The 21,576-nt window shown below is 65.6% G+C and carries 19 protein-coding genes; 13 read left to right on the forward strand and 6 right to left on the reverse strand.

What is annotated here, in order from left to right; translation table 11 throughout:
* The first annotated feature begins 16 nt into the window (after positions 1-16).
* Positions 17-1,120, forward strand: a complete 1,104-nt coding sequence (lptF, locus tag H4P35_RS06130; RefSeq protein WP_226848423.1) for an LPS export ABC transporter permease LptF — start codon at positions 17-19, stop codon at positions 1,118-1,120.
* A 27-nt stretch (positions 1,121-1,147) separates the two neighbouring features.
* Here lptF and H4P35_RS06135 read toward each other — a convergent pair whose 3' ends face one another.
* The gene (locus H4P35_RS06135) at positions 1,148-2,068 is read right to left on the reverse strand and encodes a LysR family transcriptional regulator (RefSeq protein WP_226848424.1); all 921 of its coding nucleotides are present in this window, start codon (positions 2,066-2,068) and stop codon (positions 1,148-1,150) included.
* Between the two features lie 214 nt (positions 2,069-2,282).
* Here H4P35_RS06135 and H4P35_RS06140 point away from each other — a divergent pair, with 214 nt between their 5' ends.
* The 4 genes from H4P35_RS06140 to H4P35_RS06155 all read left to right on the forward strand — a co-directional run bounded on the left by H4P35_RS06140 (position 2,283) and on the right by H4P35_RS06155 (position 6,659).
* On the forward strand, positions 2,283-3,500 hold the full coding sequence (locus H4P35_RS06140) for an ABC transporter substrate-binding protein (RefSeq protein ID WP_063955259.1): 1,218 nt from the start codon (positions 2,283-2,285) through the stop codon (positions 3,498-3,500).
* Positions 3,501-3,593: 93 nt separating this feature from the next.
* Positions 3,594-5,087, forward strand: coding sequence for a CoA-acylating methylmalonate-semialdehyde dehydrogenase (locus H4P35_RS06145; protein WP_056321975.1), 1,494 nt, complete (start codon positions 3,594-3,596; stop codon positions 5,085-5,087).
* 94 nt (positions 5,088-5,181) lie between these two features.
* Complete coding sequence (locus H4P35_RS06150) at positions 5,182-6,126, forward strand: CysB family HTH-type transcriptional regulator (protein WP_226848425.1); 945 nt, start codon at positions 5,182-5,184, stop codon at positions 6,124-6,126.
* A 209-nt stretch (positions 6,127-6,335) separates the two neighbouring features.
* Positions 6,336-6,659 (forward strand): DUF2325 domain-containing protein, encoded by a 324-nt coding sequence (locus tag H4P35_RS06155; protein ID WP_035212827.1) that lies wholly within the window; start codon positions 6,336-6,338, stop codon positions 6,657-6,659.
* A 194-nt stretch (positions 6,660-6,853) separates the two neighbouring features.
* Here H4P35_RS06155 and H4P35_RS06160 read toward each other — a convergent pair whose 3' ends face one another.
* Entirely contained in the window at positions 6,854-7,513 is a 660-nt protein-coding gene (locus H4P35_RS06160) for a C40 family peptidase (protein ID WP_056321982.1), read from the reverse strand.
* A gap of 289 nt (positions 7,514-7,802) precedes the next feature.
* On the opposite strand from H4P35_RS06160, the gene H4P35_RS06165 reads away from it, so the two are divergent.
* The 6 genes from H4P35_RS06165 to ltaE all read left to right on the forward strand — a co-directional run bounded on the left by H4P35_RS06165 (position 7,803) and on the right by ltaE (position 15,806).
* Positions 7,803-9,692, forward strand: coding sequence for a propionate--CoA ligase (locus H4P35_RS06165; protein ID WP_255616265.1), 1,890 nt, complete (start codon positions 7,803-7,805; stop codon positions 9,690-9,692).
* On the forward strand, positions 9,689-10,096 hold the full coding sequence (locus H4P35_RS06170) for a heme-binding protein (RefSeq protein ID WP_056321988.1): 408 nt from the start codon (positions 9,689-9,691) through the stop codon (positions 10,094-10,096). The genes H4P35_RS06165 and H4P35_RS06170 overlap by 4 nt, the downstream gene beginning before the upstream one ends.
* On the forward strand, positions 10,093-11,433 hold the full coding sequence (locus H4P35_RS06175; RefSeq protein WP_226848426.1) for an MFS transporter: 1,341 nt from the start codon (positions 10,093-10,095) through the stop codon (positions 11,431-11,433). The genes H4P35_RS06170 and H4P35_RS06175 overlap by 4 nt, the downstream gene beginning before the upstream one ends.
* A gap of 327 nt (positions 11,434-11,760) precedes the next feature.
* A complete protein-coding gene (acs, locus tag H4P35_RS06180; protein ID WP_056321994.1) occupies positions 11,761-13,740 on the forward strand; it encodes an acetate--CoA ligase in 1,980 nt (659 codons plus the stop codon).
* 166 nt (positions 13,741-13,906) lie between these two features.
* The gene (locus H4P35_RS06185; RefSeq protein WP_226849442.1) at positions 13,907-14,755 is read left to right on the forward strand and encodes a DMT family transporter; all 849 of its coding nucleotides are present in this window, start codon (positions 13,907-13,909) and stop codon (positions 14,753-14,755) included.
* Positions 14,756-14,795: 40 nt separating this feature from the next.
* Positions 14,796-15,806 (forward strand): low-specificity L-threonine aldolase, encoded by a 1,011-nt coding sequence (ltaE, locus tag H4P35_RS06190; protein ID WP_226848427.1) that lies wholly within the window; start codon positions 14,796-14,798, stop codon positions 15,804-15,806.
* A 51-nt stretch (positions 15,807-15,857) separates the two neighbouring features.
* Here the strand turns inward: ltaE and H4P35_RS06195 are convergent, their stop codons facing one another.
* From H4P35_RS06195 to H4P35_RS06210, 4 genes are all read right to left on the reverse strand, one after another.
* Positions 15,858-16,202 carry an antibiotic biosynthesis monooxygenase gene (locus H4P35_RS06195; RefSeq protein WP_152383714.1) on the reverse strand — a complete coding sequence of 115 codons (345 nt, stop codon included), beginning with the start codon at positions 16,200-16,202 and terminating at the stop codon, positions 15,858-15,860.
* Complete coding sequence (locus H4P35_RS06200) at positions 16,199-17,359, reverse strand: cytochrome (protein ID WP_226848428.1); 1,161 nt, start codon at positions 17,357-17,359, stop codon at positions 16,199-16,201. The genes H4P35_RS06195 and H4P35_RS06200 overlap by 4 nt, the downstream gene beginning before the upstream one ends.
* Positions 17,360-17,431: 72 nt before the next feature.
* Positions 17,432-18,283 (reverse strand): NAD-dependent epimerase/dehydratase family protein, encoded by an 852-nt coding sequence (locus H4P35_RS06205; RefSeq protein ID WP_226848429.1) that lies wholly within the window; start codon positions 18,281-18,283, stop codon positions 17,432-17,434.
* A gap of 74 nt (positions 18,284-18,357) precedes the next feature.
* Positions 18,358-20,004, reverse strand: a complete 1,647-nt coding sequence (locus H4P35_RS06210) for an electron transfer flavoprotein-ubiquinone oxidoreductase (RefSeq protein WP_056322006.1) — start codon at positions 20,002-20,004, stop codon at positions 18,358-18,360.
* A 110-nt stretch (positions 20,005-20,114) separates the two neighbouring features.
* Between H4P35_RS06210 and H4P35_RS06215 the strand changes: the two genes are divergently transcribed.
* On the forward strand, positions 20,115-20,567 hold the full coding sequence (locus H4P35_RS06215; RefSeq protein WP_108005086.1) for a thioesterase family protein: 453 nt from the start codon (positions 20,115-20,117) through the stop codon (positions 20,565-20,567).
* Positions 20,568-20,867: 300 nt separating this feature from the next.
* Entirely contained in the window at positions 20,868-21,566 is a 699-nt protein-coding gene (locus H4P35_RS06220; RefSeq protein WP_056322011.1) for a CoA transferase subunit A, read from the forward strand.
* Positions 21,567-21,576 lie beyond the last annotated feature (10 nt).

Below are 21,576 nucleotides of genomic sequence, written 5' to 3' on the forward strand. Positions count from 1 at the left end.
TCCCGCATATTCTCCCATGTCTCTATTCAAACGCTCTGTCGTCAGCGAGATCACCAGTCACGCTGGCGTTGTCTTTTCCACGTTGCTCGTCGTGTGGCTCAGCGTGCTTCTCGTGCGCCTGCTCGGCGAGGCCGCGGGAGGCAACATCGGAGCGGACGTGGTGGTGGTGCTTGCCGCGCTCTCTACCATCACCGCGCTGCCGACCATTCTGGCGGTCTCGATCTTCATTGCCGTGCTGACCACGGTCACGCGCAACTACCGCGAATCCGAAATGGTGGTGTGGTTTGCCAGCGGCCTGTCGCTGGCCGACTGGCTCAAGCCCGTGCTGCGCGTGGCGGTGCCCGTCGCGATCGCCGTGGCGGGGCTGACGCTGGTGGCCTCGCCCTGGGCCTACCGCCAGATCGGCGAATACCACGAACGCTTCGAGCAGCGCTCGGACCTGTCCAAGGTCACGGCCGGCCAATTCGCCGAGTCTTCGGGCGGCAATCGCGTGTTCTTTGCCGAAGACCCGGTCAATCCCACCGACGAACTTGGCAATGTGTTTGCGCGTGAGATCGGTCCCGAATGGCTGAGCGTGCTGACCGCGAGCAGCGCGCATATCGAAACCCTGCCCAACGGCGACCGTTTCCTGGTGCTGGGCGAAGGGCATCGCTACGACCTGAAGCCTGGCACGCCGGCGTTGCGCCTCGTGCACTTCGAAAAATACGGCCTGCGCCTGGAAAGCAAGGGGGGCGGCGACCCGGTGGCCGAGGCCCGCGCGGCGGCAGAGCGTTCCTCGAAGGCGCGCAGCACGCCGCAACTGGTCGAGGACAACACCAACAGCAGTTGGTCCCAGGTGATGTGGCGGATTTCGCTGCCGCTTGCGGCGCTGAATCTTGCGCTGCTGGCCATTCCGCTTGGCGCGGTGAATCCGCGGCTGGGGCGTTCGGGCGACCTGCTCATCGCCGGTCTGGTCGGTCTGCTCTACATGAACCTGATCAACCTGTCGCGCGCCTGGATCTCCAACGGCAAGCTCAGTTTCGGTCTGGGGGTATGGGCCATCCACGGCGCCGTTGCGCTGTTGACCGTCTTCCTGCTGATGCGCCGCCTGCGCGTCAAGGCGCCCAAGAACAACACCTAGCAAGACAGGCGCCGTCATGCGCGCCTGTCAGGGCAGATACTTCATCGTCCCGCGCCGGCCTGCCAGCAGGTCGGCGTTTTTCAAGACCGATTTGCGGATGAACTCCCACAGCGCGGTCACGCGCTTGAGCTTGCGCAGGTCTTCATGGCAATACATCCAGAACGAGCGCGTGATGGCGATCTCGTCTTCCAGCACCGGCTTTAGCCGCGGATCTTGTGCCGCGATGAAGCACGGCAGGATGGCGAGCGACTGGCCTTGCAGCGCCGCGTGGTATTGGGCCACGACGCTCGTGCTGCGCAACACCACCTTGCTTGCCGGCAGCAGGTCTTCCAGATAGCGCAGGCGCTCGCTGAACAACAGCTCGTCCACATAGCCAATGAACGTGTGATCCGCCAGGTCTTCGCGGCGAGTGATGGGCGCATGGTTGGCCAGATAACCCGGCGTGCCGTACAGCCGCAACGTGTAGTCGCACAGCTTGCTGCACACGTACGGGCCGCGCTGCGGCCGTTCGATGGTGATGGCCAGGTCGGCTTCGCGCTTGGACAGGCTGACAAAGCGCGGCACGGGCAGGATGTCCAGCGTGATGTGCGGATAGCGCCGCTGGAAGTCGGCCGCGAGCGGGGTCAACACGTAGCTGCCAAAGCCTTCGGTGGCGCCGATGCGCAGGTGACCCGACAACGCCTGTCCGATGCCGGACAGGTTTTCGCGCGCCGTGTGCACCACGCTTTCCATTTGCTCGGCGTGGACGAAGAGGCGCTGGCCGTCGTCCGTCAGCACGAACCCCGCGCTGCGCGACTTCTCGAATAGCAGCGTATCCAGCTCGGTTTCCAGCGCCCGGATCCGGCGCGACACGGTGGTGTGCTCCACGCCCAGCTTGCGCGCCGCAGCGCTGACGCGCTGGGTGCGGGCCACTTCCAGGAAATACCGCAGGCTGTCCCAATCAAGCAAGATCCGTCGCTCCAGGCCCCCGGCAGCATGTTGCGCCGGCGACATTTTTGTATGTGCATGAATGCACAAGGAATGTGCATTTCTGGTGTTGCTTGTTGATTTTCACACATCTACACTGGTTCGGCTGGCCTTGGGCTATGCCCTGGGACCGCAGGCCGCGAAGACGGCGCCACAACGCTACTACTCAGCGCATAAAAACTCAGGAGACAAATCCATGAAATTGCACGCACGCGGGCTCGCCGCAGGCTTGTGTCTGGGCGCCGGTTTACTTGGGCAGGCCCAGGCGGCGGACAAGCCGCCAGTGAAGATCGGCATTCTGACGGATATGTCCGGCACTTACGCCGGCATGGGGGGCGCAGGCTCGGTCGCGGCGGCGCAATTGGCCATCGACGACTGCCTGGCCGCGGAGTGCAAGGGCATGAAGATCGATCTGGTGTCCGCGGACAACCAGAACAAGGCCGACGTGGGCGCCGCCCGGGCACGCGAATGGTTCGACCGCGACGGCGTCACCGCCATTGCCGACCTCACCAATTCCGCAGTCGCGCTCGCCGTGCAGGGCATTGCCCGCGAAAAGAACAAGGTCGTGATGTTCTCCGGCCCGGCCACCACGGCGTTGACCAACAAGGACTGCTCGCCGGTCGGCTTTCACTGGATGTTCGACACCTACTCGCAGTCCGCGGGCGGCGCCAAGGCCACCGTGCGCGAGGGCGGCAAGTCCTGGTTCTTCATCACCGTCGACTACGCGTTCGGCCATTCGCTGGAAGCCGACACGGCCAAGGCGGTGAAGGCGCTGGGCGGCACGGTGGCCGGCAATGTGCGCCACCCGCTGAACGCGCCCGACTTCGCGTCCTATCTGCTGCAGGCGCAGAGCTCCAAGGCGCAGGTGGTGGCGCTGGCCAATGGCGGCCAGGACACCGTCAATGCGGTCAAGCAGGCGCGCGAGTTCGGCATCGTGGCAGGCGGGCAGCGGCTGGTTTCCCTGCTGATCTTCCTGTCGGACCTGCGTGCGCTCGGCCTGGAGAACGCGCAGGGGCTGTCCTACGTGGATGGTTTTTACTGGGATTACGACGACGCCACGCGTGAGTGGTCGGGGCGCTTCGAGAAGGCGTTCCGCGGCCTGAAGCCCACGATGACGCAGGCGGGCGTGTATTCCAGCGTGCTGCATTACCTGCGCGCGGTGGCCGCCGCCAACAGCACCGACGGCAAGGTCGTCGCCGACAAGATGCGCGAGATCCCCATCAAGGATCCCATCATGCGCAATGCGTCGATCCGCCCGGACGGCCGCGTGATCCACGATATGTACCTGTACGAAGTCAAGAAGCCCGCGGACTCCAAGGGTGGCTGGGACTATTCCAAGCTGGTGGCCACCATTCCGGCGGCCGAAGCCTTCCAGCCCCTGGCCGATTCGACCTGCCCGCTGGTGAAGAAATAGCGCCAAGCCCGCGGGCGCTGTCCCGCGGGCGCGGCTCGATCCAAGAACGCGGATTTTCATCCGCATCGACTACGCAGTGTGAGGAGCAACAAAATGAGTGAAGTCCCGCGCGTTCCGCTACTGATCGGCGGCAAGCTTGTGCAGTCCAAAACCACCGAATGGCGAGACGTGATCAACCCCGCCACCCAGGAGGTCGTTGCCAAGGTGCCCTTCGCCACGCGTGAAGAACTGGACCTGGCCGTCTCCAACGCCAAGGAGGCCTTCAAGACCTGGCGCAACGCCGGGCAGGGCACGCGCATGCGCGTCATGCTCAAGTTCCAGGAACTGCTGCGCGCCAATACCGGCAAGCTGGCCGAGATGATCACCCGCGAACACGGCAAAACGCTGCCGGACGCCGAGGGTGAAGTCGGCCGTGGCCTGGAAGTGGTCGAGCACGCCTGCTCGATCGCCAACCTGCAACTGGGCGAATACGCGGAGAACGCGGCGTCCGGCATCGATGTCTACACCCTGATTCAGCCGCTGGGCGTGTGCGCGGGCATCACCGCGTTCAATTTCCCGGTCATGCTGCCGTGCTTCATGTTCCCCATCGCCGTGGCGTGCGGCAACACGTTCGTGTTGAAGCCTTCTGAGCAGGATCCGACGTCGTCGCTGTTCCTGGCGGAATTGGCGCTGGAAGCCGGCCTGCCGCCGGGCGTGCTGAACGTGGTGCACGGCGGTCCCGAAACGGCCAACGGCCTGTGCGAGCACCCCGACATCAAGGCGGTGTCGTTCATCGGCTCGACCCGCGTGGGCACCGAGATCTACAACCGCGCGTCAGCCGCCGGCAAGCGCTGCCAGTCCATGATGGGCGCGAAGAACCACTGCGTGGTCCTGCCGGATGCCGATCCCGAAGTGGCGCTGAACCAGCTGCTGGGCGCCGCCTTTGGCGCGGCAGGCCAGCGCTGCATGGCCTCGTCCGTGGCGGTGCTGGTAGGCGAAGCCCGCAACTGGCTGCCCGACTTCGTCGAGCGCGCCAAGAAGCTCAAGGTCAACGCGGGCACGGATCGCGAAGCCGACCTGGGTCCGCTGGTGTCGCCCAACGCCAAGAAGCGCGTCGAAAGCCTGATCCAGAAGGGCGTGGACGAAGGCGCCAAGCTGCTGCTGGACGGCCGCAACCTGAAGGTGGCCGGCTTCGAGGAAGGCAACTTCGTCGGCCCGACCGTGTTCGACGGCGTCGCTGAGAACATGACCATCTACACGGAAGAGATCTTCGGGCCGGTCCTGTGCTGCGTCGGGGTCGAGACCCTGGAAGACGCGGTGGCGTTCATCAACCGCAACCCCAACGGCAACGGCGTCGCGCTGTTCACGCAGGACGGGGGCGCGGCGCGCTACTTCCAGAACAACATCGACGTGGGGCAGGTGGGCATCAACGTGCCGATCCCCGTGCCGGTGGCGTGGTTCAGCTTCACGGGTTCGCGTGGCTCCAAGCTGGGCGACCTGGGCCCCAACGGCAAGCAGGCGGTGCAGTTCTGGACGCAGACCAAGACGGTGACCGCGCGCTGGTCGGCACACGCCAAGACCGTGAACACGACGATCTCGATGCGCTGAAAGAGGGACGCCTTGCTCCTAAGCTTATATCGATAATTCATATAGCAAGGCGTTCTTATTACTTATAATTGGCCGGTCTATCAGGGGCCAATTAATGAACCTCCAGCAATTTCGTTTCGTGCGTGAAACCATCCGGCGCGACTTCAACCTGACTGAAGCCGCCCGGATGCTCTACACGTCGCAGCCCGGCGTTTCGAAGGCCATCATCGAGTTCGAGGACGAGCTGGGCATCAAGATCTTCGAACGTCATGGCAAGCGCATCAAGGGGCTGACCAAGCCCGGCCTGGCCGTGTCGCAGGTGATCGATCGCATCATGCGCGAGGTCGACAACCTGAAAAAAGTCAGCGACGAATTCGCACGCCGCGACGAGGGCGGCCTGGTCATTGCCTGCACCCACACGCAGGCGCGCTATCTGCTGCCCCGCGTGATCCCCGCGTTCCGCAAGCAGTTCCCCAAGGTTCACCTGTCGCTGGCCGAGGGCAGCCCCGCCCAACTGGCGGAGATGGTGCTGCATGAACAGGCGGATCTGGCGCTGGCGACCGAGTCGCTGGCGCTGACGCCGGGCCTGGCCACGCTGCCGGTCTACGCGTGGGAGCACACGGTGGTGGTGCGGCCCGATCATCCGCTGGCCGAGCTGACCTCCAGCGCCGCCAAGCGCCTGTCGCTGGCGCAACTGGCCGAATACCCCATCGTGACCTACGACCGGGCCTTTACCGGCCGCAGCACGATCGACGAGATCTTCGCCAACCAGGGCATTCATCCGGACATCGTGCTCGAAGCGATCGACGCCGATGTGATCAAGACCTACGTGGACGTGGGCCTGGGCATCGGCATCATCGCGGGCGTTGCCTATGATCCGCGCCGCGACTCGAGTCTGGTCGGCCTGCCCGTGGGACACCTGTTCGGCACGCATACCACGCGCGTGGGCGTGAAGGCCGGCGTGTTCCTGCGCGACTACGTCTACACCTTCCTGGAGATGCTGGCGCCGTCGCTGACCCGGGCCGTCGTCACCGACGCGGTGCAGGGCACGCCGAAGTAGTACGCATCGCCGCAAGGAGCGCGACAAGGCGCGACGTCTTCAAGACGTCGCGTTTTTTTTGCCTGTTCTTCGGGGAGAAGGGGTGAGATGGCTATCCCATTCGACAAGCTCATAAAAATAATTAAATAAGAACTGATCTCATTTAAGTTGACGAAAAAATAGGAATCATTATCATTACATCCAGGCTCAACGACCCAGTGAGGTAAATCATGACGGCAGGACTTAGTGCAGTGGTAGTGGGCGCCGACCGCCTCGGCAATATTCCCGATCTGCTAAAAGGTCACAACATCTCGATCACGCATCACATCAGCGGGCGCGATCCCTCGCATCAAAAGAAGACGTTGCAACTGCCTTCCGGCACGCAACTGGTCATTCTGCTGACCGATTTTCTTGGCCACAATGTCATGAAGACCTTCCGCAACGCGGCGCAGCGCGGCGGCATCCGGGTCGTGGCTTGTCGCCGTTCCGTGTGCAGCATGCAGCAAGCCCTGCAGCAATGCGGCCTGTGCCCGCGCGCCGGCACCGTTCATTGACGGGACGCGTCTTGCCGCGCATCCAAGACAAACTGGGGAGGCCGATACGGCCTGCGGCCTGATCGCCGCGAAGAGAAAAAACAAAAACGCCGCCGGACGGAAAGTCGGGCGGCGTTTTGCATTTGGACGATGGCGGCAGGTTGGCCTGCGTGCGAAGATGTTGCCCAGAAGACGGGCGGGGGCTGGCAGGGCGGTCAGTTGGACGCGCGGGCCGACGCCATCAGGGTGTTGTCCAGGCGGCGGGCGCCGTTGTAGCGCTTGGACCAGTAGGCCATGGTCATGCTTTCGACGCGCACCACGCCACCGGCGCTGGGGGAATGCACGAAGCGGTCGTCGCCCAGGTAGATGCCAACGTGGGAATAGCGGCGGCCCATCGTGTTGAAGAAGACGAGGTCGCCGACCTGCAGTTCGTTCTTGGCGACGGCCACGCCTTGCTGGGCGATTTCGGCGGCGTTGCGGGGCAGCTTCAGGCCCAAACCGCGTTCGGCCGAGTAAGCGACCAGGCCGCTGCAGTCAAAGCCGGTTTCGGGGGTACTGCCGCCGAAGCGGTAGCGGATGCCCAGGTGATTCAGGGCTTCGCTGACCATGGCGTTGTCGCTGCCGACACCCGAATGGGTGCGCTGGCGTTCACGCTTGAATTTCTGGACCACCAGCATGCCGATCGGGTCATCGGCGGTGGCAACCCATTCCATCTCGTAGGGATCGATCTCGGACGTATGGGCGGTTGACTTTTGACTAGTGCTTGCACAACCGGCCAGTCCCGCAAAGCAAGCAACCAACGCGAGCATGCGCAGACCGCGCTTTGCATGGCCAGTGGTTGAATTGAATCGCGCGGGGTTGGAGTGTCGATGCATTCGCCTGGGGATGAATCACTGAATGACAGCAAAAACCCGCGCTTTAGCCGCGGATGGGGCCGAAATGTCAGCAAATTCAACAATTATGTGCAACTTCGCGGGGATTCTACCAAACTTTTAAGGCCGATTCGTGACGTAACGGCCCTAAATATCCATGCAGCGTGGACATCTGGAAGAATTTTTTGACTTGCGGCAAGCCTCGTGCAAGGTTTGCCTACCAGAATGGCTGAAAAGATTAGACAAAAAATCAATCAGCCTTAAGGCCTATGAACAATACCAGGAGACAAACATGCAAAGAACCCGGGATTTCCACTATCGCTCGGTTCATGACCGCGACGCGTTCTGGCGCGAAGAGGCCACGCGCATTCACTGGGAAACGCCATTTGACAGTGTGCTGGACTTCTCGCGTCCGCCCTTCGCCAAGTGGTTCGTGGGCGGGCGCACCAACCTGTGCCACAACGCGGTAGACCGCTGGCTGCCCACGCAGGCGGACAAGCCGGCCCTCATCTGGGTGTCCACGGAAGTGGATCGCGAACAGGTCTATACGCGGCAGGACGTCTTTGAAGAAGTGAACGCCGCCGCCGCCATGCTGCGCGAACTGGGGGTGGGGCGCGGCGACCGGGTCCTGCTTTACATGCCCATGGTGCCCGAAGCGGTATTCACGATGCTGGCGTGCGCCCGGATCGGCGCGGTCCACTCGGTGGTGTTCGGCGGGTTTGCATCCGTGAACCTCGCGCAGCGCATCGACGACGCCGCGCCCAAGGTGGTGGTGTGCACGGACGGCGGCTCGCGCGCCGGCAAGGTCGTGCCGTACAAGCCGCTGCTGGATCGTGCGTTGGGCCTGGCCAAGTCGCCGCCCGCGTCGGTGGTGGTGTTCGATCGCGGTCTGGCGCCGTTCGAGCCGGTGGCCGGGCGCGACCTGGACTACGCGACGCTGCGCGAACGCCACCGCGGCGCCCGGGTGCCCGTCGAATGGCTGGAATCGTCCGAGCCCAGCTACATCCTTTACACCTCCGGGACCACCGGCCGTCCCAAGGGCGTGCAGCGCGACACCGGCGGCTACGCCGTGGCGCTGGCCTCGTCCATGGAATACCTGTTCAACGGCCGACCTGGCGACACCTATTTTTGCACCAGCGACATCGGCTGGGTGGTGGGGCATTCCTATATCGTCTACGGACCGCTCATTGGCGGGCAATCGACCATCCTGTACGAAGGGACGCCCGTGCGCCCGGATGGCGCGATCCTCTGGAAGCTGGTCGAGCAGTACGGCGTGAATACGCTCTTCTCGGCGCCCACGGCCGTACGCGTGCTCAAGCGCCAGGATCCCGCGCTGCTCAAGCGGCATGACCTGTCCACCCTGCGCGCGGTCTACCTGGCCGGGGAGCCGCTGGACGAGCCGACCGCGCAATGGATCTCCGAAGGGCTGGGCAAGCCCATCATCGACAACTACTGGCAGACGGAATCGGGCTGGCCAATCCTGTCGGCGCAGCCCGGCATCGAAAAAGTCCCCACCCGGTTCGGCAGCCCCTCGTTCCCGGTCTACGGCTTTGATGCGCGCATCGTCAGCGAGTCCACGGGCGAAGACCTGGGTCCCGAGCAGAAGGGCGTGGTGGCCATCGTGCCGCCGCTGCCGCCCGGCGCCATGTCCACCATCTGGGGTGACGACGCGCGCTTCGTCGAGACCTATTTCACGTCGATTCCGGGCCGGCAGGTGTATTCGACCTTCGACTGGGGGCGGGTGGACGCCGACGGCTACTGGTTCATCCTGGGCCGCACGGACGACGTGATCAACGTGGCGGGACATCGGTTGGGCACGCGCGAAATCGAGGAATCCGTCAACAGCCACAGCGGCATTGCCGAATGCGCGGTGGTGGGGGTGGCCGACCCGCTGAAGGGGCAGGTCGCCATGGCGTTTGCCGTGCTGAAGAATCCCGCCGGCGCCGACACGCCGGAAGCGGCAAAGCAGCTGGAAGGCGATATCATGCGCCTGGTGGAAGAACAGCTTGGGGCGGTGGCAAGGCCGGCCAGGATCCGGTTCGTGGGCGCCCTGCCCAAGACCCGTTCCGGCAAGGTGCTGCGCCGCGCGATCGTCGCGGTATGCGAGTCGCGCGATCCCGGCGACCTGACCACCATGGAAGACCCTAACGCCCTCGAACAGATCAAGGAGTCACTGCAATGAAAACCAAACCCGTGCTGAGCGCCGACGACGTCAAAAAGATCCTGGCCGCGGCCGAAGCACACGCCTTGCAGAACAAGTGGGCCGTCACCATCGCCGTGACCGACGATGGCGGCCATCTGCTGGGCATGCTGCGACTGGACGATGCGGCTCCCATCTCGTCGCACATCGCGCCCGCCAAGGCCAAGACGGCCGCGCTGGGCCGCCGCGAATCGCGCATCTACGAAGAACTTATCAACAACGGCCGCTACTCGTTCCTGTCGGCGCCGCTGATCGAAGGCATGCTTGAGGGCGGCGTTCCGGTCATCGCCGACGGCCAGGTCATCGGCGCGGTGGGCGTCTCGGGCGTGAAGTCGACCGAAGACGTGCAGATCGCACAAGCAGGCATCGCCGCGCTGGGCCTATGAGCCAGGCGCAGCCGCCGGAAACGCCTGCCGGCGTTTCCGCGCAGGACCCCCGGGGGGCGGGCGACGGTCCGCTGAACCCGGGCGTCACCCGCCGCGAAGTCCTGGCCTGGGCCATGTACGACTTCGCGAACTCCGGCTACACCACCGTGATCCTCACGGCGGTCTTCAGCACCTATTTCGTCGGCGTGGTGGGCGGCCGCGCCTCGTGGGCCACGCTGGCCTGGACGGCGGCGCTGTCGCTGTCGTACCTGCTCATCATGCTGACCATGCCCACGCTGGGCGCGCGCGCCGATGCGCGGGCCAGCAAGCGGCGGCTGCTCTACACCAGCACGATCGGCTGCGTGGCCGCCACGCTGGTGCTTACGCAGGCCGGACCCGGCGACGTGTGGCTCGCGCTGGCCGCCATCGTCGTCTCCAACTACTGCTATTGCGTCGGTGAATCCGTGGTCGCCGCCTTCCTGCCCGAACTGGCGCGGCCGCAGGCACTGGGCCGCGTGTCGGGCTGGGGCTGGAGCTTCGGCTATTGCGGCGGCATGCTGACGCTGGGCCTGTCGCTCGTCGTGGTGACGCTGGCCGAGGCCCGCGGCGCCACCGCCGAAGAATTCGTGCCGTGGGTCATCGTGGTCACTGCGTCTGTCTTTGCGCTGGCGGCGCTGCCGTCGTTCTTCCTGCTGCGCGAGCGCGCTCGGCCGCAGCCGGGCAATCCGGCCGCGCTGCACATGCTAAAGCGGCTGGCGTACGCCTGGCGTGAAACGGGCCTGCACTTTCCGGAATTCCGCCGCCTCTTGATGTGCATTGCCTGCTACCAGGCCGGGATCTCCGTCGTGATCACGCTGGCGGCCGTGTATGCGTCCGAAGTCATGGGCTTCACCACGCCGCAGATCATGCTGCTGGTGTTCACGGTGAACATCGGCGCGGCGGCGGGGGCGTTTTCGTTCGGCTACGTGCAGGACCGCATCGGCCACAAACCGGCGCTGGCCATCACGCTGGCCGGGTGGATCGTGATGGTGCTGGTGGCCTACTCGGCCGTGACCGCGCCCGTGTTCTGGGTGGCGGCCGCGCTGGCGGGGCTGTGCATGGGCACCACGCAAAGCGCGGGCCGCGCCATGACCGGCGCCTTGGCGCCCGCGGGACGGCTGGCCGAGTTCTATTCGCTGTGGACCTTTGCCGTGCAGCTTGCCGCCGTGATCGGTCCGTTGACGTACGGGCTGGTGACGTGGGGCACGGACGGCAATCACCGCCTGGCCATCCTCGTCACAGGGTTGTTCTTCGTCGGAGGATTGGCCCTGTTGTCGCGGGTGGACATGAAACGCGGCCTCGCCCGGCAGACCGGCTGAACGCCGTATTCGTCAAGCCTGATGCGGCTGCTATCCTTATGGACTGCCTTGCGCCGGCGCGTTTCGATGCGGCGGCGCATGCTGATTGCTTGGCATTGTTGGCGCGCCGCGTGACGGCGCGCCGTTGGCTTGTGCATGCTGCCCGGTTGGCGCCTTGGGGCGTCTTCCTGCCCGGATCCGGCGCAGACGCATCGCCTTGGGCCTCGTCAATCTGCGGGCTCCGGCCCGCATTTTGCGTAAGGTGCCCGTAAGAGCGCGGCGATACGGTTGCAGGTGGGTAATAAAAAAGCAGCATAAACAACAGAATCACCGTTTGGAGACAAGATCATGTCGAACGCTATTCAGTCCGTCCTGGTGGAAAACCGCGTGTTTCCGCCGCCCGAGCGCGCCGCGCAGGGCGCCGCGATTCCCAGCATGGACGCCTATAACGCGCTGTGCGCGCAGGTCGAGAACGACTTCGACGGATTCTGGGCCGGCCAGGCCCGCGACAATCTGCAATGGACCAAGCCGTTCACGCAGGTCCTGGACGAATCCGACGCGCCGTTCTACCGCTGGTTCGGCGACGGCGAACTGAACGTCTCGGCCAATTGCCTGGACGTGCACCTGACCAACGGCAACGCCGACAAGACCGCCATCATCTTCGAATCCGACGACGGCAAGGTCAACAAGGTGACCTACCGCGAACTGCTGGCGCGCGTGTGCCGCTTCGCCAACGGGCTGGCGGCGCTGGGCTACAAGAAGGGCGACCGCGCCATCATCTACATGCCCATGTCCATCGAAGCCGTGGTGGCCATGCAGGCCTGCGCGCGCCTGGGCGTGACGCACTCGGTGGTGTTCGGCGGCTTCTCGGCCAAGAGCCTGCAGGAGCGCATCGTCGACGTGGGCGCCTCGCTCATCATCACCGCCGACGAACAGGTGCGCGGCGGCAAGACCATCCCGCTCAAGCCCGCCGTCGAAGAGGCCATCGCCATGGGCGGCTGCGAGGCCGTCAAGAAGGTCGTCGTGTACCGCCGCACGGGCGGCAAGGTGCAATGGAACGACAGCCGCGACCTCTGGATGCACGAGGTCGAGGACGGCCAGCCCGACACCTGCGAGCCGGTTCCGGTCAACGCCGAGCACCCGCTCTTCATCCTGTACACCTCCGGTTCGACCGGCAAGCCCAAGGGCGTGCAGCATTCGTCCGCCGGCTACCTGCTGTGGGCGCTGCTGACCGTCAAATGGACCTTCGACGCGCGCAAGGACGACGTCTACTGGTGCACCGCGGACGTGGGTTGGGTCACCGGCCACACGTACATCACGTACGGTCCGCTGGCCGCCGGCCTGACGCAGATCGTCTTCGAAGGCGTGCCCACCTATCCGAACGCCGGCCGCTTCTGGGACATGATCGCGCGCCACAAGGTCACCACGTTCTACACCGCGCCCACCGCGATCCGTTCGTTGATCAAGGCTGCCGAGGCCACGCCGGAAGCGCACCCCAAGAATTTCGACCTGGACTCGTTGCGCATCATCGGCACGGTGGGCGAGCCCATCAATCCCGAAGCGTGGATCTGGTATCACAAGAACGTGGGCCGCGAGCGCTGCCCCATCGTGGACACCTGGTGGCAGACCGAGACCGGCGGCCACATGATCACGCCGCTGCCGGGCGCCACGCCCACCAAGCCGGGCTCTTGCACGCTGCCCCTGCCGGGCATTGCCGCGGCCATCGTCGATGAAACCGGCGGCGACGTCGAAAAGGGCAATGGCGGCTTCCTGGTCATCAAGCGTCCATGGCCGGCCATGATCCGCAACATCTGGGGCGACCCGGAGCGCTTCAAGAAAAGCTACTTCCCGGCCGAACTGCGCGGCTATTACCTGGCGGGCGATGGCGCGCAGCGCGATGCGGACGGCTACTTCTGGATCATGGGGCGCATCGACGACGTCCTGAACGTGTCGGGCCACCGCCTGGGCACGATGGAAGTCGAATCGGCGCTGGTGGCGCACGAAATGGTGGCCGAGGCCGCCGTCGTGGGCCGTCCCGACGACACGACCGGCGAGGCCGTGGTGGCCTTCGTGGTGCTCAAGCGTTCGCGTCCGGAGGGCGAGGAGGCCCAGGCCATCGCCAAGCAATTGCGCGACTGGGTGGCCCGCGAGATCGGCCCCATCGCCAAGCCCAAGGACATCCGCTTTGGCGACAATCTGCCCAAGACGCGTTCGGGCAAGATCATGCGCCGCCTCTTGCGCGTGGTCGCCAAGGGCGAGGAAGTGACGCAGGACGTCTCGACGCTGGAAAATCCCGCCATCCTGGAGCAGCTCTCCAAGCCGCTGTAGTCGCATCGGGCCGGATCCCACCGGCCATTTGCATCGCGACAGGCGCATAATGAAGACGCCCGTGCCGGCATGTTGCGGCACGGGCGTCTTCATTCCTGATCGCCAGATCCCCTTGCATGGAGCCACACTCGTGAGCAGCAGTTTCGATCGCGCAGGGCTTGCCCTGATGTTCAGCACCATCCTGGTCTGGGCCGGTAGCTGGATTGCGATGAAGCTGATCGTCCCCTACATCGGCCCCTTCGACTTCGTGGCGCTGCGCTACGTGGTGGGCAGCCTGGTGCTCTTCGCGCTGGCGATCGCAACGCGCCGGCCGCTGTCGATGCCGCCCTGGAAACTGACCCTCTTGATCGGCCTGACGCAGACCGCGGGATTCCAGGGCTTCGTGCAGACCGCGCTGGTGGACGGCGGGGTGGGCAAGGTGTCGCTCATGGCGTACACCATGCCGTTCTGGGTGGTGCTGTTTGCCTGGTGGCTGCTGGGCGAGCGGCCCACCGCCCGCCACGCGGCCGGCATCGCGCTGGCTGCTGTCGGGCTGGTCTGTTTCGTCGAGCCCTGGAACGGCCTGGGCGACATCCGCCCCGTGCTGCTGGGCCTGGGCAGCGGCCTGTGCTGGGGCGTGGGCACGGTGTTGTCCAAGCGCATGTTCGATCACCACGCGCCGGATGTGATGACGTTCACGGCGTGGCAGATGCTGTTCGGCGGCCTGGTCATGACGCCCGTGGCCTGGCTGGTGCCGCAGATGCCCGCCCATTGGGGTTGGCAGCTTTGGGCCGGCATGACATACATTGTGCTGATCGCCACCGCGGCAGGCTGGCTGCTGTGGCTGCAGGTCGTGCGCCGGGTGCCCGCGTCGATCGCCGGCCTGTCCAGCCTCGGTGTGCCGGTCGTCGCCATGCTGCTCGCGTGGGCATTCCTGTCCGAGCGGCCCACGCCGGTCGAGCTGGGCGGCATGGCGCTGATCCTGGCGGGCATTTTTGTCGTCAGCCGCGCGGCGCCGGCAGCGAAAGCCGATTGACCCTTCCGACTTCCCGTTTTCCCGTTTTCCTGGAACCTTCATGATTGATCTGCGTAGCGATACCGTCACCCGGCCCGGCGCCGCCATGTTGCAGGCGATGGCCACTGCCCCCGTGGGCGACGACGTGATGGGCGACGATCCCACCGTGATCCGCCTGCAAAAAACCCTGGCCGAACGCACCGGCAAGGCCGCCGGCCTGTTCTTTCCGTCGGGCACGCAAAGCAACCTGGCCGCGCTCATGGCGCATTGCGAGCGGGGCGACGAATATCTGGTCGGCCAGCTTGCGCACACCTACAAATACGAAGGCGGCGGCGCGGCGGTGCTGGGCAGCATCCAGCCGCAACCCATCGAGCACGCGCCCGACGGATCTCTGCCGCTGGAAAAGCTGGCCGCGGCCGTCAAGCCCAATGGCGATCCGCACTTTGCGCGCACGCGTCTGCTTGCGCTGGAGAACACCTTTCACGGCAAGCTGATCCCGGCCGCCTACATCCAGGCGGCCACGTCGTGGGCGCGCGAGCAAGGGCTTGGCACGCACCTGGATGGCGCGCGCGTGTTCAATGCAGCGGTCGCAAGCGGCAAGCCCGTGGCCGAGCTTTGCGCGCCCTTCGATACGGTGTCCATCTGCTTTTCCAAGGGATTGGGCGCGCCGATCGGGTCGGTGCTGGTCGGCAGCAAGGAACTGATCGAACGCGCGCATCGCTGGCGCAAGATGCTGGGCGGCGGGCTGCGCCAGGCGGGCGTGCTGGCGGCCGCGTGCCTGTACGCGCTGGAGCATAACGTCGAACGGCTGGCCCAGGATCACGACAATGCGCGCCTGCTGGCCGAAGGCCTGCGCGCCATCCCGGGCGTGGACGTGCTGAGCCAGGACACCAACATGGTGTTCGCGCGGTTCGAGCCGTCGCGCTGCGACGCGCTGACCGAGGCGCTGGGCAAGGAAGGCATCCTGATGCGCGCCGTCTACGGGGGTCCGACCCGCCTGGTGACGCACCTGGACGTGTCGGCCGAGGACGTGCGGCGCGTGGTCGAGACGGTGGGCCGTCTGCTGCGGTAGGCGGCCGGGGGGCAAAGGGATGGCGTCCCGGACGAGCGCGTCCCTGCAGTTTCACCCGTGGCGCTGGCGGCTGTCGGCGGGCGCCTCGTCCCGCTCCTGCATGCCGTAGTCGCGCACCACCTGCGCAACGCGCAGGCGGTAGTTCTGAAACACCCCGCCACGCCCGGCCTGCTGGGCGCGGCGGTGCGATTCCAGCGAACGCCAGCGCTTGACTGCCGCTTCGTCGCGCCAGAATGACAGCGACAGCAGCTTGCCTGGCGTGGACAGGCTTTGAAATCGTTCGACGGAAATGAAACCGTCCACGGTGCGCAGTTCATCGATCAGGCCGGCGGCGATGTCCAGGTACGGGGCAGGGTCGCCATGGGCGGGCTCGACTTCGAATATCACGGCAATCATCGGTTGTGGTCCTCGGGAAAATCAAACTGGGGCACGCGGGCGTTGGGCAGCGGACGATGGCGAAAGCGCGCCGCCAGCGGGGCAGGGTCCATACCCTGCCGCAACACGTGCAGCAGCGCATCGGCTGCATGGCTTCGCGCCAGCGACGCGCCGGGGCAGGCATGGCGGTGCGCGCCAAAGATCCATCCCGCCTCGGGTTCGATCATGGCGGCGGCGGCGAGCACCAGCAGGACGGTCTGGCCGGCTTCGATGCGTTGTCCGCCGACATCAAGCGGCGCAGCCATGAACCGCCGCGTGTTGTGCAAGGGCGGATCGCGGCGCACGGTGTCGTCGATGAGACGCAGGGCGTCCTCGCGTGTCTGCACGCACGCCGCGCCGCGCCGGCCGGCCATGATGAGCGCATTGCCCAGCAGTCCCGCGCCCGCTTCGCAAGATTGGAACAGCAGGCCCGCCAGGTTGGCGGCCAGCTGTTCGGGCGTAATGCCTGCTTGCAGTGCGTCTGCATGCAATGCGCGCAGTGCCGGGGTGGCCTCGGGCCCCGCCAGATGCGCCTGCATGCGGGCTTGCAGGCGCGCGGCGGCGGCATGGCCCGCCGAGGTCCGGTCTGCGCCCGCATCGGCGGGCAGGGCGGAAAGGAAAGCGGCGATATCGGCCGCGCAATCCGCATGAACGGCTTTGGATAGTCCCAGGAATGCTGCCTGCGCGTGCACGGGCGCCGTGTACAGATAGCGGTCGACGGCGGCGGGGTCGTGCGGCGCGGCGGCAAGCCAATCCTGCGATGCCGGGACGGCTGGTTGCAGCGGAAGGCGCGGCAATGGTCCTTCGTGATGCGCTTGCAACGGTTCCGACGCCCGGTGCGCGATGAACCCCGTCAGCAGCGGCTTCAAGCGCGCATGCGCCGCGCCGTCGTTCATGCGCACGAACCGGCCGAACAGGTCTCCCGCAGGACCTGGGCACAAGCCGCGCGGCACGGGCTCATCCGCGGGACGCACCTGTGCGCCGGGATGCCGCAGGATGGTCGCGATGGTGTCGGGATGCGAGGCGATCCACATGCCCAGCGCCGTATCCCGGTACAGCGGACGCTCGCGCGCCAGCTGGGCATAGTAGGGATACGGATCGGGGTGTGTGACGGCGGCCAGGGGATGGGCGGGCGGCATGGTGACGGCGGGCAATGGAGACGGCCACCAGTATCCGCCCGCGCCGGCGGCAACGATTCGGCGAGGACCGAACTATGCCTGCGACGCGCCGTCCTCAGCCAGCAGGGCGGCGTAGCCTTGGCGCGAGTCCGGCCATTGCAGCGACAGGCCGCTGGCGCGCAACCGGGCATTGCTGAGTTTCTTGCTGCCCACGTTGGCCGGCGCGGGCGCCTCGCGCGGCGCGGGGGCGCCGATCAGCGCGGCCAGTTCGGCATACAGCGTGTGCAGCGGCAGGGGCGTGTCGTCGCAGCCCACATACACCGGCGCAACCTGCGGCAGCAGCGCCAGATGCGCCACCGCGGCAGCCGCGTCGTCGATGTGGATGCGGTTGGCCCAGTGTTCGGGCTGTACCGGCGCGCCGGCCGCGCCGCTGCGCAACCGCTCGATGAGCTGCATGCGGCCGGGCCCATACAGGCCCGCCAGCCGCAATGCCGTCGACGAGACCGGCTGCGCCGCCAGCGCAGTTTCGGCTTCGAGCAGCATGCGGCCGTTGAAGCCTTGCGGTGCAGGCGGCGTGTCCTCGTCCACCCAGGCGCCATGATGCTCGCCATACACCGCGCTGGACGAGACGAACACGATGCGCTTGAGCTGGGATCGATCCAGCGCGTGCAGCACGTTTGCCAGCCCCTCCACGAACACGCCGCGGTAGGCCTGCGGATCGCGCGCGCCAGGCGTGGGCAGGTGGATGAGCCGGGTCACGCCTGGCGGCAGCGCGTGCAGCGTGTCGGGGCGGGTGATGTCGCCCTGCAGCCACTGGATGCCGCTCGTGTCGCCGGCGGGGGGATGGCGCCGCAGGGCATGGACCTCGTCGCCGCGCGCCAGAAAGCGTTGCGCCGCGCGCTGGCCCAGGTCGCCGCAGCCGATGAGAAGTACGCGTTCGCGCATGGTGTCGCTCCAGGCAGTCGGAAAAAAGGCGCCCCGCGGGGCGCCTTTCGGGTGGGCGCAATGCGCCCGGGGTATTACATGCCGCTGTAGACCGGCCCTTCACCGCCTTGCGGCGCCACCCAGACGATGTTCTGCGTGGGGTCCTTGATGTCGCAGGTCTTGCAATGCACACAGTTCTGCGCGTTGATCTGCAGACGGTCGTCGCCGTGGTCGTCCTTGACGAATTCGTACACGCCGGCCGGACAATAGCGCGACTCGGGGCCGCCGTACTTGGCCAGGTTCACCTTGACCGGCACGGACGGATCCTTGAGGGTCAGGTGGACGGGTTCGTTCTCGTCGTGGTTGGTGTTGGAGATGAACACCGAACTCAGTTTGTCGAACGTGAGCTTGCCGTCGGGCTTGGGATAGTCGATGCGCGCGCATTGCGACGCGGGCTGCAGACAGGCGTGGTCGGGCTTGTTGTGGCGCAGCGTCCAGGGCATCTTGCCCTTGAGCAGCAGTTGCTCGATGCCGGTCATCAGTGTTGCGACCGTGCGGCCCTTCTTGAACCACTGCTTGAAATTGCGGGCCTTGTTCAATTCCGCGTGCAGCCACGAGGCCTCGAAGGCCTTGGGGTATGCAGTCAGTTCGTCCTGGCGGCGGTCCGCAACCAGGGCGTCGAACGCGGCTTCGGCGGCCAGCTTGCCCGACTTGATGGCGGCGTGGCTGCCCTTGATGCGCGAGGCGTTCAGGAAACCGGCTTCGCAGCCGACCAGCACGCCGCCCGGGAACGTGAGCTTGGGCAGCGCCAGCAGGCCGCCCGCCGTGATGGCGCGGGCGCCGTAAGCGATGCGCTTGCCGCCTTCGAACGTGCCGCGAATGGCGGGGTGCGTCTTGTAGCGCTGGAACTCATCGAAGGGCGACAGCCACGGATTGGCGTAATCCAGGCCGACGATCATGCCCACGGCGACGAGGTTGTTGTCCAGGTGATAGAGGAACGAGCCGCCGTACGTGTCCGAATCCAGCGGCCAGCCGGCGGTGTGGATCACCAGGCCGGGCTTGGACTGGGCCGGATCGACTTCCCACATTTCCTTGATGCCGATGCCGTACGACTGCGGATTGCGGCCGTCGTCCAGCTTGAAGCGCTCGATGAGCTGGCGGCCGAGCTGGCCGCGCGAGCCTTCGCTGAACACGGTGTAGCGGGCGTGCAATTCCATGCCCGGCTGATAGTGGTCGGTGTGGCTGCCATCGCGGGCCACGCCCATGTCGCCCGTAGCCACGCCGCGGACGGCGCCGTTCTCGTCGTACAGCACTTCGACGGCCGCAAAGCCGGGGAAGATGTCCACGCCCAGCGCTTCGGCCTGCTCGCCCATCCACTTGACGACGTCGCCCAGACGGACGATGTAGTTGCCTTCATTGTGAAAGCAGGGGGGCAGCAGCCAGTTGGGCGTGGCGCGCGCGCCGGTCTCGGACAGGAACAGGAACTTGTCCTGCGTGACGGCCACGTTCAGCGGCGCGCCCTTTTCCTTCCAGTCGGGGATGAGCTCGGTCAGCGCCAGCGGGTCCATCACGGCGCCGGACAGGATGTGCGCGCCCAGTTCCGCACCCTTCTCAAGTACGCAGACGCCAATCTCCTGATTCTTCTCAGCGGCCAGCTGCTTCAGACGGATTGCTGTGGCCAGGCCGGCGGGACCACCGCCAACCACGACCACGTCATATTCCATCGACTCGCGTTCAGACATTTGCAAAGCTCCCCGTATGTATTCCATATATGGCTGGAAGTATTATCGGCGATTGTATTGCAGGCGAGGGTCCTGTATGCCTTCGCATTTCTTTTAGCCTTCAGGAGTTATTGGTGAACCCGGACAATCTGTCTGCGCGGCTGCTATCGGTGGGCGACACCCATCAGCTCGAATTGCCTTTGCGCTGGGGCGATTCAGACGCCCTGAACCATCTGAACAACACGCTGTATTTCCGCCTCATGGAAGAGGCCCGCATGCAGATTCTGTATAACGCGGGCTTCAAGCTGCCGGCCGACGATGGCGCGATCCTGGCGCATGCGTCGTGCGATTTCCTGCGTCCGCTGACCTATCCGGCCACCGTGCGCGTGACGCACAAGGTCACGCGCATCGGCCGCTCCAGCGCCGAATTCGAGCTGCTGCTCGAGAAGGTCGGCGACGACGCAGGCCCCTATGCGCGCGGCCGCAATGTGCTGGTCTGGATGGATTACGTGGCCAATACGTCCGCACCGTGGCCGCCCGAAGTCCTGGCGCAGATGGCCACGCAGTTCACGCCGGCCGAGTAAGCGCGCGCGGCCGCGGGCCGCGCACCGGCCAAAATAGCGCGTGCTTTGGCCGGTCATGCCGGTAAAATCTAGCGCAAAATCAGAAAAGCAATGAGGGCGCGCCACCCTCGGCGCCGCCGCTTCACGGAAATCGGGCTTCGCCGCGATGCCCGGGTAGCGGGCGCCAACAGCCGCGCCCCAAGGAACGACTGGGCTTGTCCCGATTCCCCAATTTTTCCGGGGCCCGAATACGCCTGACGGCAAACCGGGTAGCGGCGGGGCGGGCTCACTTTGGTTAGACCTTAACTAGGAGTTGGAGCGATGGACAAGGTTTATGCAAGCGCCCAGGAGGCGCTGGCAGGCATCGTCAAGGACGGTCAGATGATCGCCGTGGGCGGTTTCGGCCTGTGCGGTATTCCCGAGGCGCTGATCGCCGCGCTGCGCGATTCGGGCGTCAAGGATCTCACCTGCATCAGCAACAACGCGGGCGTCGATGGGTTTGGTCTGGGCCAACTGCTCAACACGCGCCAGGTGCGCAAGATGATCGCGTCCTACGTGGGCGAGAACAAGGAATTCGAACGCCAGTACCTGTCGGGCGAACTCGAGCTTGAATTCACGCCGCAGGGCACGCTGGCCGAAAAGCTGCGTGCCGGCGGCGCTGGCATTCCGGCGTTCTTCACCCGCACTGGCGTGGGCACCATCGTGGCCGAGGGCAAGGAAATCCGTGAGTTCGACGGCCAGCAGTACGTGATGGAACGCTCGCTGGTGCCGGACGTGTCGCTGGTCAAGGCGCACATCGCCGACCGCAGCGGCAATCTGGTGTTTCGCAAGACGGCCCGCAACTTCAATCCGAACGTCGCCATGGCGGGCAAGTTCACGGTGGTCGAAGTCGAGGAAATCGTCGACACCGGCAGCCTGGACCCGGATCAGATCCACCTGCCCGGCATCTATGTGCAACGGATCGTGCTGAACGCCACGCCCGAAAAGCGCATCGAACAACGCACCACTCGCCCGGCCTAAGGAGAAGACG

The sequence above is a fragment of the Achromobacter sp. 77 genome, assembly GCF_020541125.1.
GTDB classification, from domain to species: Bacteria; Pseudomonadota; Gammaproteobacteria; order Burkholderiales; family Burkholderiaceae_B; genus Achromobacter; species Achromobacter mucicolens.

Excerpts from the sequence above, each read along its gene's own strand:
- H4P35_RS06140 (WP_063955259.1), top strand. The coding sequence starts at position 2,283 with ATGAAATTGCACGCACGCGGGCTCGCCGCAGGCTTGTGTCTGGGCGCC.
- H4P35_RS06160 (WP_056321982.1), bottom strand. The coding sequence starts at position 7,513 with ATGCATCGACACTCCAACCCCGCGCGATTCAATTCAACCACTGGCCAT.
- lptF (WP_226848423.1), top strand. The coding sequence starts at position 17 with ATGTCTCTATTCAAACGCTCTGTCGTCAGCGAGATCACCAGTCACGCT.
- H4P35_RS06145 (WP_056321975.1), top strand. The coding sequence starts at position 3,594 with ATGAGTGAAGTCCCGCGCGTTCCGCTACTGATCGGCGGCAAGCTTGTG.
- H4P35_RS06195 (WP_152383714.1), bottom strand. The coding sequence starts at position 16,202 with ATGATTGCCGTGATATTCGAAGTCGAGCCCGCCCATGGCGACCCTGCC.
- H4P35_RS06220 (WP_056322011.1), top strand. The coding sequence starts at position 20,868 with ATGGACAAGGTTTATGCAAGCGCCCAGGAGGCGCTGGCAGGCATCGTC.
- H4P35_RS06185 (WP_226849442.1), top strand. The coding sequence starts at position 13,907 with ATGTTCAGCACCATCCTGGTCTGGGCCGGTAGCTGGATTGCGATGAAG.
- H4P35_RS06155 (WP_035212827.1), top strand. The coding sequence starts at position 6,336 with ATGACGGCAGGACTTAGTGCAGTGGTAGTGGGCGCCGACCGCCTCGGC.
- ltaE (WP_226848427.1), top strand. The coding sequence starts at position 14,796 with ATGATTGATCTGCGTAGCGATACCGTCACCCGGCCCGGCGCCGCCATG.
- H4P35_RS06175 (WP_226848426.1), top strand. The coding sequence starts at position 10,093 with ATGAGCCAGGCGCAGCCGCCGGAAACGCCTGCCGGCGTTTCCGCGCAG.
- H4P35_RS06200 (WP_226848428.1), bottom strand. The coding sequence starts at position 17,359 with ATGCCGCCCGCCCATCCCCTGGCCGCCGTCACACACCCCGATCCGTAT.
- H4P35_RS06170 (WP_056321988.1), top strand. The coding sequence starts at position 9,689 with ATGAAAACCAAACCCGTGCTGAGCGCCGACGACGTCAAAAAGATCCTG.
- H4P35_RS06165 (WP_255616265.1), top strand. The coding sequence starts at position 7,803 with ATGCAAAGAACCCGGGATTTCCACTATCGCTCGGTTCATGACCGCGAC.
- H4P35_RS06210 (WP_056322006.1), bottom strand. The coding sequence starts at position 20,004 with ATGTCTGAACGCGAGTCGATGGAATATGACGTGGTCGTGGTTGGCGGT.
- acs (WP_056321994.1), top strand. The coding sequence starts at position 11,761 with ATGTCGAACGCTATTCAGTCCGTCCTGGTGGAAAACCGCGTGTTTCCG.
- H4P35_RS06205 (WP_226848429.1), bottom strand. The coding sequence starts at position 18,283 with ATGCGCGAACGCGTACTTCTCATCGGCTGCGGCGACCTGGGCCAGCGC.
- H4P35_RS06150 (WP_226848425.1), top strand. The coding sequence starts at position 5,182 with ATGAACCTCCAGCAATTTCGTTTCGTGCGTGAAACCATCCGGCGCGAC.